This window comes from Bartonella gabonensis (assembly GCF_903679515.1).
Lineage (GTDB): Bacteria > Pseudomonadota > Alphaproteobacteria > Rhizobiales > Rhizobiaceae > Bartonella > Bartonella gabonensis.
In genome coordinates this window covers 35,050-47,090 of record NZ_CAHOYM010000005.1, presented here as the reverse complement: position 1 = coordinate 47,090, position 12,041 = coordinate 35,050, and the positions used below count along the sequence as shown (strand labels likewise).

At 39.6% G+C, this 12,041-nt stretch carries 10 protein-coding genes; 7 read left to right on the top strand and 3 right to left on the bottom strand.

What is annotated here, in order from left to right; all coding sequences use genetic code 11:
- The first annotated feature begins 733 nt into the window (after positions 1-733).
- Both HWX04_RS02220 and HWX04_RS02215 read left to right on the top strand, forming a co-directional pair.
- The gene (locus HWX04_RS02220; RefSeq protein ID WP_246257345.1) at positions 734-1,132 is read left to right on the top strand and encodes a hypothetical protein; all 399 of its coding nucleotides are present in this window, start codon (positions 734-736) and stop codon (positions 1,130-1,132) included.
- Between the two features lie 83 nt (positions 1,133-1,215).
- The gene (locus HWX04_RS02215; RefSeq protein WP_246257343.1) at positions 1,216-1,635 is read left to right on the top strand and encodes a hypothetical protein; all 420 of its coding nucleotides are present in this window, start codon (positions 1,216-1,218) and stop codon (positions 1,633-1,635) included.
- A 1,427-nt stretch (positions 1,636-3,062) separates the two neighbouring features.
- On the opposite strand, the gene HWX04_RS02210 is transcribed toward HWX04_RS02215, so the two are convergent.
- From HWX04_RS02210 to HWX04_RS08445, 3 genes are all read right to left on the bottom strand, one after another.
- A complete protein-coding gene (locus HWX04_RS02210) occupies positions 3,063-4,109 on the bottom strand; it encodes an MFS transporter (RefSeq protein ID WP_246257340.1) in 1,047 nt (348 codons plus the stop codon).
- A gap of 184 nt (positions 4,110-4,293) precedes the next feature.
- Positions 4,294-4,875: a hypothetical protein gene (locus HWX04_RS08450; protein ID WP_246257338.1), complete on the bottom strand. Its 582-nt coding sequence runs from the start codon at positions 4,873-4,875 to the stop codon at positions 4,294-4,296.
- A 45-nt stretch (positions 4,876-4,920) separates the two neighbouring features.
- Positions 4,921-5,517 carry a radical SAM protein gene (locus HWX04_RS08445; protein WP_246257335.1) on the bottom strand — a complete coding sequence of 199 codons (597 nt, stop codon included), beginning with the start codon at positions 5,515-5,517 and terminating at the stop codon, positions 4,921-4,923.
- A 352-nt stretch (positions 5,518-5,869) separates the two neighbouring features.
- Between HWX04_RS08445 and HWX04_RS02200 the strand changes: the two genes are divergently transcribed.
- From HWX04_RS02200 to HWX04_RS02185, 5 genes are all read left to right on the top strand, one after another.
- Positions 5,870-6,295, top strand: a complete 426-nt coding sequence (locus HWX04_RS02200; RefSeq protein WP_175868607.1) for a type III PLP-dependent enzyme domain-containing protein — start codon at positions 5,870-5,872, stop codon at positions 6,293-6,295.
- A 1,182-nt stretch (positions 6,296-7,477) separates the two neighbouring features.
- On the top strand, positions 7,478-8,032 hold the full coding sequence (locus HWX04_RS08440; RefSeq protein ID WP_246257324.1) for a hypothetical protein: 555 nt from the start codon (positions 7,478-7,480) through the stop codon (positions 8,030-8,032).
- Positions 8,029-8,724, top strand: a complete 696-nt coding sequence (locus HWX04_RS08435; protein ID WP_246257323.1) for an MFS transporter — start codon at positions 8,029-8,031, stop codon at positions 8,722-8,724. Before HWX04_RS08440 ends, HWX04_RS08435 begins: the two co-directional genes overlap by 4 nt.
- 714 nt (positions 8,725-9,438) lie before the next feature.
- Positions 9,439-10,044, top strand: coding sequence for a class I SAM-dependent methyltransferase (locus HWX04_RS02190; RefSeq protein WP_210259577.1), 606 nt, complete (start codon positions 9,439-9,441; stop codon positions 10,042-10,044).
- A gap of 21 nt (positions 10,045-10,065) precedes the next feature.
- Positions 10,066-11,835, top strand: a complete 1,770-nt coding sequence (locus tag HWX04_RS02185) for a GNAT family N-acetyltransferase (RefSeq protein WP_175868606.1) — start codon at positions 10,066-10,068, stop codon at positions 11,833-11,835.
- Positions 11,836-12,041 lie beyond the last annotated feature (206 nt).

The window sequence follows — 12,041 nt, the reverse complement described above, 5'->3', positions numbered from 1 at the left end:
TACAAGAACAAGGTATAGCCAAGCTAAAAGCGGCATTTCCGCAATGTTTTTTTGAGGGCAAGCTGGATATAGATCAGCTTTTAAACCTATGCGGTGAATATATTGAGAATGATTTTGAGAAATTCAAATTTGAGTGGAAAGGCAAGCTTGTGTCTTTAAGGCTTGCGCAAAAGCCTTCCTTGGCAATGTTGCGGCCTAAGTTTGATGAAAGTATAGACTTTGATCATACGCATAATGTCTATATTAAAGGCGATAATCTCGAAGTCTTAAAGCTATCCAACGGGCTTATTTTCAAGAGGTCAAGATGATTTATATTGACCCCATCCTATAATACGGGGAATGATTTTGTAGATGAAGGTGATTTTACAGACCCTCTAGCAAGATATAAAGACGTGACGCGCCAAACGACAAAATCGAATCCTTGAGACAATGGGTTGTTTTACACGGCGTAATATGATCTACCCGCGGCTCAGATTAGCAGAGTGTGAATTAGGAGGTGTTTTTTATATTCATGCACTAAAAAACGAAGCACTTGCAGTAAGTTTTCTATCAAATATAAAAAGGAGGATGTACCATATTTAACATAATAATCTCTTTTATTCCGTGGAGTATTTACTTTTAGGATATCAATGGAAACGTTTTAACTCTGGTCGAACGCTCTCTCATCTTGACTGTGATTTTATTGTCCATTATTGCTGTGAATATTAAAATTGTCCGACAGGGGGAACCGGTGATGATGACTAACGTTCTGACAGTTATAGTCCTGTTTGTTAATTATTTCGCTGGAGAACCTACACTTTTACTGAACTACCCCACAGTTTTTTGCTCTCTGTCACTTGCTCTGGTTTCATTGATGAACTTGCTGGTAAAGAAACCCTTTACCATTTTTTATGCCAGTGCTGGTCTTTCTGAAGAAAAACGCAAACATATCTTATTTTATATCATCAATAAATATATTAGATGGATTTTGGTAATCATCCTTTTTGCCAATAGTCTTCTCGTGGCTTTTTTTGCATGGCCCCTCCAGCTTTGGTTGGTCACTATGGATTTAATTTGTGCTGGTATTCTTTTTTCTAAATATCTTCCTAACATCATGCAATATTTTTATCGCGTCAAACATCATGGAGCATAATATGTCATTGTTTAATATTGTGACCGGAACCCCTTTATGGGTCTGGGGGGCTTATTTTTCTCATTCCGTTGGGAATAAACGCATTGAAAGATAGGGAAATCGGGGTTTCCCGCCTTTTTCTATTGCCGTTAATCTTTCTTTTTTTGGGCGGAAGCGATGTGATTAACAAGCTGGTGTTCCCACGCTGGGGAGCATTCTCAATGTTGGCGGGGCTGATAATCGGCGTTGGTGTTGGCTGGTTGCTCTGGCGTGCCACTCCGCGTTTAAAAATCAAAGAGGGAACGGATTTAATTATTCGGCCTGGTACGCCGTTGACGCTGATATTTATTCTTATCGCTTTTGTCATCAAATTCACATTGATTGTTTTTCTCAAGGTTGAACCTGATTTGAAATATGCATTTAATTTTAACCTTCTTTTTGGTCTTTTAAATGGGTTCACTGCTGGTGTATTTTGGGGCAGCACATTAAATTTATATAGAACATTTCGAAAGAATCCAAATTAATTCCTATACCATTTGCTGTGAGTGCTTCCCATCAGAACTATCTCAATAGAAGCTTATTCTTAACAATAACGCTGCATACAAACGCAGCGTTGCCTCATAGTTTCAGATTTTGTTCTAGCGCGTGAATACGTGACGGAAGTGATAGATATCTGGCTATGCCTCTTGGGGGCAGAGCGAGCCTAAAGGTTTAGAATGCTACGCGTTTAAACTAGCTGGACTTTGAGCAGATGGTTTATCGCTAATGGTAAATCATTTTGTTTTACGATTCAAAAAGAGGATAGTGATGCCCTCATTGGCGTAGGAGGGCAAGAAAACTCTTAGCTTGGCCATGCATCAACAATTTGTAGAACTATGTTGTGGATCCCATACGCAAAGCGGTTGCTATGATGGCATGATGCTTTTATCAAGCATTATGATATGGTAGGAACCGGTATTTAAGGGTGCAACTGCGGTCACTGTACGATCTAGTAGCATTACGTCTGAGTATTTAGAAGCGGCAGACCAGTACAGGCTATACGTATAATATGTAAAGCACGCTTGCAGGAATCAGTGTGTCATTATTGCGTTGTACACGCAACCCTCTCGCGAGTACTTCATTGATAAGGCTGTTTTTTGAAGCTGGTTGTAATTATCTGTGTGTTTTTAAAGAGAACGTTAGCACCGATGTATCGCGTGCAGTACCATTGGTTTTATACAACTGTTCTCATTTTTCTTGCTTTCTTCCTTTAAAAAACCTGCGATTATCAGTTTTTTGGTATACGAATGATAACAGAGTAAAGACTCTTCTCTCGTATTTCCCCTTTTTTTGTTCAAAAAAGCCAAAGCGTTTTAATGAGCAGAGATCTAGTCTAAAAAGGTATTTTTTAGATTTATTGCTTTATTTTCAATGGAATATAGATTTTCTGCTTTTGAGTGTGCAAGTGCATCTTATGATGAAACATAAGATGCGAACCCGTAAGCTTGGGCGCAGAGTAGACTCATAGTAATAACAAGCTTAGGCATATAGTTGGCAGATACTGTCATTATTGAGGGGAGGCCTAGATTGTGCTTGCCTATGCCGCATGTGAAGCAATTTTAAATTTACCCGTGGTGATATGTCTTCAAATTGGAGATTCAATTCTTCAATTTGTCAGAAAGGTGATAATTTTCTCGTCCAAAGAACAGATCAATCGATTGCGTAATAGGGTATGTGTGCCTTTTCCGACCGTGTCTTTTTTAAAAAGCATCTGTTACCTCGTGGCAGGGTTGGGTGTGACGATATGATCAGCCTACCAAAGAAATGGAAGTGTTATCGCGATAGCCACCAATAGTAGTCCAGCGATAAAGGTGGCAGCAAACTGCAATGATATAAAAGAACCAAGGACGCCGACCAAAAAGCTTCCGACCGGCATTTCAGCATAGCCTATTACCCGAAAAGCAGAATTAGCTCACCCGAGAAGTTGCTTTGGTGTGAGGCGCTGCCTGAAGGCGGTAACAGCAATAAACCATAAGCTTGCTCCAACGCCAGCGATAAAGGTAACGCCCCATACCACGACAGCACTTTTTGAAAAGGCTGGAATCAGCAGCAAGACAACCGTTCCTAAACCGTCAATGAGAACAGCTAGGCGCACCGGTGCATAGCGTATACGCGGTGCAAATAGGGCACCTGCCATTGTACCAAGCGCGTAGGCTGCAAACATCATGCCATATTGGCTGCTATGGAGGCCCAGATATCGACCATCGGTAACGAAGAAGATGAACGAGGTTAGAAATGCTCCAAATACCACCGATAGAAAGAATGTGAGTAATGTAAGGGAGATAAGATGCTGATTTGAAAAAATAAAATGAAAGCCGGCAATGATATAACGGAAAGAGATGTTTTCTTTATCAAGTGCTGGCAATTTCGGAACAGCACGGCGAGTGGTAAAAATCAGCGTGATAAAAAGCGCGATTAACAGGCCCAGAAATAACAGTGTGCTATGCGCTAAAATGCTGTTTGTTATGATAGGGGCAAGAAAATAGGAGACCCCGAAATCTAAAAACAAGACAATTGAGTAGAAGGTCATCAACCGCTCTCCCTCCATGATAAGTGGCGGAATCGTCATTATATAAGCTTCGGCAGAAACGACGATGAACCCAGCAATGGTTGCATAAAAGAAAATTTGTTCGGCTGGAGCAATCTGTATCATAAGCAGTACGAACAGGATAATATGCAGTAGCATGAAGATGAAGAGAGCCGAGGTGGCAAGTTTTATCTTGTCGCAGCGATCAAGTAAAACGCCTGCAAGGATGCCGAAAATTGGCCACGCTAATGAGAAGAGACCTTGTGCCCAACTTACTCCGACTACTTCATATCCAGATTGTCTTGCTAATAGCGGGATGGCAGTGCGCAAAGCACCGCTGAGTAAGGCGAGCAGACTAACGGTTAGGCAAAAATAGCGTATGTCCTTATTGGCAAAAAGCGTGAATATTCTTTTCTCCTTAAGATGCCACACAGATTTCCACTGGTCCATCAAGTACGGCGGTTGTATTCAGCATGTTTGCGACATAGTCGTCCAAGATATTCCTATCTGCCTGAGGTAGAAGGAAATACATGAGGTTGGAATACCATTGCCAACCATGCTGAGAGAGCTGGAGATCGTTATCACTTTCTGCGATGAGACCTGCGCCTATGAGCTATTACAGGTTATTGTATACAAAAGAGGGGAGTGCGGTCCAGTCAATTCTTTCTTTTTGGACATAGCCGTTATAAGGTAGCCGCATACACAAAGCCTTGGAGGCTTGTTGCTCCGCTGATACCCAGTTGTAGTATACTTTGGATTTTCCTTTAAGTTGTATGTCAGTAATGTATCCGCTTCGACTAGGATTGGTTCGTGTGACGAGTGAGCCGAGAAGCGACATTACTGTCGCCCCGAAGCCAACCACATAATCGTCATGATAACCATGCAAATATTTGTGATAGCGGAAATAATTAGCTGAATTCGTTTGAGCAAGCGTTAGAGGAGAGTTATTGGAAATTTTGATATAAGAATGCCCATTACATGGCGCATAGCCGCAGCCGCGCATAACGATGTCGCTAAATAAGCAAAGCATCTGTCGATGCTGTAGGCTGGATGGTTTTAGCCCTTTTTGTGCGTAAGACTTATGCAGTTGCAACGTGATAGCTAGATTGTTGATTGCGTAGAGGTTGATGGTTTCAGGGTGAAGCTCGCTTGCTTGCTTCAAATCGTATAATAGTTCTTCGGCTTGCTGACTGTGCATGCCATATAGTAGGTCGAAACCGACATGTCCAATTATCTCTTGTGATCAAGCCGCGGTATTTTTGATTTGTTCACGTGTTGAGGTGAGATTAAACAATGATCGGAAACGCTCAATAAAACTCTGTACACCGAAACTGATCCGGTTAACGCCGATCTCACGGGTAGCATAAAGTTTATCACGTGTGACGCTGTTAGGTTCGCTTTCCAGTGTAAACTCGGCTAAGGAAGAGAGCTCAAATTCGGCATGCAATATTTTTCCGATGTGTCGGATATTATCTGCGGACAAGAGCGACGGTGTGCCACCTCCTATATAGATGCTACGGATGGGACTTCTAAGCGAGCGAATGAAATTTCCTTTGTTTCTGATCTCTGCGGTAAGTGCTGACATATAAGCTTCGATTTGCTTAACGTGTTTGTAAGCTCCTTTCTGAAAGGGACAAAAGAAACAAATGGTTTCGCAAAAGGGAATATGCAAATAAAGAGAAATGGTACGCGCTTGTGGAATCCGCTTATTTTGCGCTAGATTATTAAAATCTAGGTAATCATAAAATTCATTTGAAATAGTGCGAAACAGCGGATATGTGAAATTGTAAATCGGCTTGAGTTGATCGAACTTCACAACAGGATGATCCACGAGTTGCATAGCTTACCTCCCCCCATTTCTTAACTCGTAGTATATTATTGACAGGCGACTGGTGATCCAATCGCTGGAATGTATTACCAAAGACTTTCACGGAACATAATGAATCCTCCTTTTATAGAAGGAGGATGTATTATACTTATAACTTACCATATGAACAGGCTAGCTTGTCTAAGAGGCAGTTTAAAGATAAAAAATGTCTATTTATAAAAGAACTTTCTCTGCAGTCTTATGGTTTGATATTGTAATTGGCATTCTGTTTTACGTGGTTGGGCTATGAATGCCTAGAGCGAGAAAAAGCAGGGGCTTTTAATGGACGTGCGGGGTAGCATTGTTATGTTGCTGGGACTTAGGATTGGCGTCTGTCCATGAAATATCATTAGCGCAAAAAGATGGTTTTAAAGGTAGAGATATATTTTTTAATCTCCCTGTAAAACTTCGAGAAGAGATCGAATTATCTATTAGAAAACATATAAATGTCCAGTGTGATAATATTATCGAATTACATGACATCATCGCTCTTGCTCGCCATTTTGGCATATTTCCTAAAATCTCATTGAGATTATGCCATGTACTGGCGAACGGAAATAGACCGCGTTTTGGTATGACTGCGGCGGAGTTACGTGCCGCATTATCGTTGCTAGAATCCAATAGGATTAGGCTTAAGGGGGTGCATTTGCATGTGGGCTCTAATTTGAATTTGACTGAGTTAATAGTATCTACCTTAATTAAGGCAGGAAAGGATATTTACGCATTGAAAGATCAGATAAGTTTACGGTAATCATTGAACCTAGGCGTATTATATCTGAAGATTATGGTTATGTATTTTCAAATATTAGCTCTATAAAAGAGCGAAATGCTACGAACTTAATTACGGCTCTTGGGACGTGTGCTCGATCTGAACAGGATCACGAGAATAGAGTGCCACAAATTTTGTCTTTTCGAGATAAGAGCGGTGAATTTAGTTTAGCGAATATTGTTGGTTCAAATTGTTATGAGCATGATATTCTTGTAAGAAATATGTTTATTCCATTGGATTTATCCTTGGGATGACGAATTTATGCTGCCGGCATGTGGGAGCTATGATATAACGGATACGACAGATTGGATTAGAACGCGGCTTTGAATTATTATTTTTAAAAGAAAATGACTATTCGTATGGAGCTTATCGCTTTGCTTATGAGATATTGTGCTTTGTTGGAGCGCGTCTAGTCATAAAGTACTTTCTGATTGATGGTGAATCTTTAGTTGCGAGTGGATAGCTTGATAGGTGGTTATTCCAAAGCGTGGTCCTTTTAGGGGCGCTGCGATAGTTGTTGTCGAATAAAGGAGATTTTCTGCAGTTGTATAAAACCTAGTGCGGTGCAAAATCTCGATAATAACCCTGATGTAAGATTATTTTTTAATTGCCAAAGCGTTTTAAATTGCAACGCTAATTGGCTCTTACACACCAGATTGGGCGGTATGAGAGCGTAAGGGCGAACAAAAGCTTTATTTTGCGCATTTTGAAGCACTGTAAACGAGCGTTGCGTTTAATGACCAGCCGGTGACCAATTGACGTGAATATAAGCGTACTTTACCCAGCAAGGAGCGCATGAATTTCCAAGTGCTGTGGTGGTTGTTGCAAAGTAATTGGTGCATGAAAGACTTAAACGGAGCCGCGGGCGAAGAGCAAAACTTTTTATACCAAGATAATAAATTGACAAAAGCAAGCTATAACACTGTACACCTCATGTTAAATTTAATTGTTTTCATTTAATACAGGAGGTAAAGTTATGAAAACTAAAGATATGTATAAACCACTGAAAAAAATTCAAATTAAGCGGGTTGATGTTACTGCGCTCAAAACTCTGTCAAATGAGCAGAAAATGGTTACTCAACGCACCTTTCTAAATTGAGGTTTTAAAATATATAAAGCTGGTGGCAAAAAAAGCTGCCAGCTTTATAGCTTTTGGATATATTAATGACGATAGATTATAAAGTTTTAAAATTGCTCTATGGCTGTGCAGCAATGAGCGGGGTTCGGCTGATTACGGGCTCCTTCCATGCTTTTTTTCTATTGTCTATGGGGGTTAGTATAACGCAGCTCGCTTTATTGCAAATTGTGTTTAGCGTGGCTATTTGTATTTTTGAAGTGCCTTGTGGGATTTTAGGAGATAAAATCGGCGTTAAACAAAATGTTATCTTTTCATGTTTTTTTTCACTCTTCTTCTTTTTATGTATCTACGCGCCTAATCTTTCTGTCTTAATTCCGGCAGAAATTATTTATGCTTTAGCCTTTGCTTTATGTTCTGGCGCTGATAGCGCGTGGATTAAAGGTTTAATCGACGGCGGTCTTTACAAGGGTAGTTTGATTTACCACCAAGTAAACGCCTATAAGCGGGAACTAATAGCATTCATGAATATGGTTGCTGGTGTGCTAGGTATTCTTATTGTTTTGTGTATGGATAATTATCAGTCGGCATATTATTTTTGTTCTTTTGGGTTTCTCGTGCTTGTATTCTGGTTAGTCGGGTGACGGGGATAGGGATTGCATCCGTTTGGAGTAGTCAGCTAAGAAACTCAGATTCTTTGTTGCATGCAACAGAAGCTTTTTCTGATTTAGTAACCTCAAAAATCGGGTTATATTATATATTGATATGTGGTTTTATTGTTGCTGCCTTGCAGCCAATATTTCATTTTTGGCAACCTTTTATTTTGGGACAAACAGGAACATTAGACAACGCAACAGGAAAGACTAAAATTCTTATTCTTGGCCTGTGCTTTGTGTCTTATACTCTCGTAAAATATTTATTTAATCGCTTTGTGATTAGATATCTTATGCAAAAATATGCTCCTATGGTGGTAACTTTGTGGTCACTCGTTCTGAGTGCTTTTGTTATGCTTGCTCTGCTTCTCGTCGCAAACAGTTGGGCATGCATTATTTTATTCACCATATTTCACAGTTTTTTTTCTGTCCCTGTGACACAGTTTGAATCAGAATTTTTTAAACATATTCAACAAAAGAATGCGAATACGGTTTTATCCATTGTTAGTTTTCTTGCACGTATTTTTGGTATTTTGGCGCTTGTGCTGATTGGTTGGTTGTCCAGTAATATTGGTATAGAAGCAGCTTTTTGTTGCGCTTTGCTTTGTATATGTTTGGTTATCTCGCTTAATTTGGCCTGGCTTTATATTGATAAAAAGTTAATAAAAGACAAGGGCGTTTGAGAATGTAGGGCCTTGCCTATGATTTACATAAAGACATAGGAAAAAATAGTGTGTGGGTCATCTTATATGAATTGAGTAGAAATTAATAGCTGTCCATCGTTTTTAGGAGAGAAGCTTACCGATTTGAATGCGTCAAATGATTATGCTGCTATGAGCCAGAAATATCATAAACGAGCATATCAAGAGGCTTATGATAGTGATGTTTTGCTAAATAAGTGGACGTATATTAGATTTTGCAAAAAAAAAACGCAAGCTTTTTAGAGTGCGAGGAGGAAATCTTCAATAAACGCATGTCAATCTTACTATTGATGGTATTAAATATTTAAAACTAGCTGGCCAAGACTATAGCGTGCAAGAATGTTTTGCAAGTAGCGAACTTTTGGTGAATTGAGAACGGACGGCTGTGACGAGTGAGAAAATAGTGTATGATCATGTGGTTTATAAGGGTAATATTGAGAAAGGATTTGCGCAAAATCAATGATAATGCCTTCGAAGTAAAATGATTTTTTAAGCTGTTTTAAAGAAATCCTCTAAAGAGGAAATTATATCATGGAGCTTAGCGATACATTTGCGAAGTTTGAAGACGTTTATTCGATGAATTATACTGATTTTGTGGTGCTGATGAAATAGGATAATACGCCGCCCAGTTGTAATTATACTGTTGATTATTGGATCAAGCATGCTAACTTCATCGTCAGTCTGTGTTGTTGGATCTTGTCTGCTCTACCGGTTACAGTTCGCGTTATTGTTTTGAAAAAAACTGGATCTTCTGCAGAGGGTATTGATATATCTGAAGTAGCAATCATTAATGCCCTTGAGTTGGCAGCTAAGCTTGCAGCGGATGATCATTTACGCTATAAAGTTTCTGACACCTGCAGCCTTCCTTTTTATGCAAAAATGTTTACTTATGTACTTGGTGGATGTAATTTTTCATTTATTCAAGCACGAGAACGAGTGCTGTCTGAGGTCAGTCGTGTTTTGAAAGTAGAGGGTGATCTTTGTACTTTAAATTTTTACTATAGAAGGACGCCTAGTGATAAAATTATTACTGACGTTTATAGCGCCATAGGGTTCGAACCTGATCCTGCTTCGACTTTGCATTATTGGCATGACTTTTTTGGGCAAAGCAGGATTGGAACTGGATCAAGAAAAAATTATGACTTATCGTCTCGACCCTATGATGAGCTTAAAGAAAATTTTCGTAGATATATTAGAATTGAAAGTGCGTTCACTTGTCAGCTTGAGGAAAATATGCAGGATGCAGCATTTTATGAGCGATATCTTGTTATCCGTGCTTCTCTTAATGCTCAACGAGATTAATAGGGGAGTTACGATACAATTATGGCGCATAAAATAGTAGCTCAAAATATCATCACGGCAGCTAAACGCCTGCGTGAACGCCAACCTTATGGCGATGAGCCGTTTTTTATATTCGATGTTGATTCTGCGCTGGAACCGGTTCTGCGTTTGCAAGCGGTCTGTCGGCAATATTTTCTGGACGCAGTTATTGCTGTTTCGGTTAAGTCATGCTCGTTAGGTTTGTTGTTGCGACTAATGGCGGAGCACGGGGTCAGTGCAGAAGTATGCTCGGCAGATGAGCTTCAGCTAGCTTTAAAGGCTGGTTTTACTGGCGATAGGATTGTATTGGATGGGTCTTATAAATCTCTCAACGATCTTTCTCAAGGGATTGCTAAAAATGCACTGATTCATGCCGAGAGTCCGCACGAACTCAAGGCCATAATTGAATTGGTTTCTGATACTGACCGCATAGTGGGCTTAGGCTTAAGATTGGCGTATTTTTACAAAGATAGCCAGCGTTCTCGTTTTGGAGTGACAGTGGAAGAATTTGAGGAAGAAATCGTTTCCTTACTGCAATCTTGCAAGAATGTTTATCTTAAGGGCTTTCATCTTCATATCGGTTCGAATTTGGAAAGTCCGGAACGAATTATTGAGAACTTGCGTGATTGGCTTCCCTTCCTTTTAAAAAATATGCCTAAGGGAGTGCATCTTGATATAGGGAGCGGATTTCCAGCAAACTTCTTTTCAGCAGATGCTGAAGTTACGGCTACGAAACCACGGGAGGTTTTCCAAGGAATTTTTAATGTTTTATCTGAACAAGACCCCACTTTACCTGCTAGATGGAAATTAATTTTTGAGTCTGGTAGGTATATCAGCGAAGATCATGGTTATGCTGTAGGGCGAACTGTGAGTATTAAAAAGCGCGGTCAGGTCGATATCATACAGACAAATCTTGGTATGAACTGGATACCTTCTGTACGTGTTTGGCATCATTCGCTTGTACCGTTAGAAGAGAACAAAAACGCTTGTAGTAAACATGGTCAGATCTTAGCAGGTTTTAACTGTTTTGAAAATGATCGCCTTTTTCCCAAGGCAGATTATGGTTTGGGTAAAGATCAGTTGTTTATTATTCGCGGTTGCGGTTCTTATGATTTACAAACTGTTAATGAATGGACGCGTCTTAAACCTCCCGTATACGCTTTATACAAAAAAGAAATCGTCACAGCTAGGCTTGCAGAAAATGCCTTACCAGCTGGGCGAGTGGATCTATTGCATGCAGAGGAAGCTGTTAGTGTTGATAAAAATATCTATCTCGCACCCGCGTCCTCGAGATACGCTTCCGAACTTTTTAATATCATAGATCGTAATAGAAAGGAATTCAATCAATATATGGCTTGGCCACATTATGTGACGAATGAACATGATGAAGCTATTTTTCTTGACGTTTGCTTTTTGCAACATCAGAAGAATGATGGAAAAACATATGCTATTTTGTTTGATGAAGTTCCAGTTGGATTACTTTCTTTTAATAGGATTGATAGTGGTAATAAGACCGCTTATATCGGCTATTGGGTTGATTTAAAACTTCAAGGAAAAGGGATTATCACTAAGTCTGTGAAAGCTTTGATGCAATCTTATTTGAAATCTGGAGAAATAAAAAAATTTGTCATAAAATGCTCAGTAAACAATCAGAGAAGCAACGCAGTAGCACAGCGCTGTGGTTTTGAGCTTGAGGGCAGATTGAGAAAAGCTGAATTGTTGAATGGAGTTTTTCATGATCAGAATATTTATAGCTTTATAATGTGTGATTAACTAAAAAAATTATTTCTTGATATACTGTGTGGATTTGTATCGATGAGGTACATTGTCAATGTTGAATAAAATTCAGCCACGCAAATAAGAAGGCATATGTACAGCATCTGGAGAGGGTCAAAAAAATCATTGAGGGGGCTAGTGCTTTAAATTAAGCTAGAGTTGTTAGAAGAATAGGAAATTCGCCTTTCTTTCAACCGTCCACG

Excerpts from the sequence above, each read along its gene's own strand:
- HWX04_RS02220 (WP_246257345.1), top strand. The coding sequence starts at position 734 with ATGATGACTAACGTTCTGACAGTTATAGTCCTGTTTGTTAATTATTTC.
- HWX04_RS08450 (WP_246257338.1), bottom strand. The coding sequence starts at position 4,875 with ATGCACAGTCAGCAAGCCGAAGAACTATTATACGATTTGAAGCAAGCA.
- HWX04_RS08445 (WP_246257335.1), bottom strand. The coding sequence starts at position 5,517 with ATGCAACTCGTGGATCATCCTGTTGTGAAGTTCGATCAACTCAAGCCG.
- HWX04_RS08440 (WP_246257324.1), top strand. The coding sequence starts at position 7,478 with ATGACGATAGATTATAAAGTTTTAAAATTGCTCTATGGCTGTGCAGCA.
- HWX04_RS02185 (WP_175868606.1), top strand. The coding sequence starts at position 10,066 with ATGGCGCATAAAATAGTAGCTCAAAATATCATCACGGCAGCTAAACGC.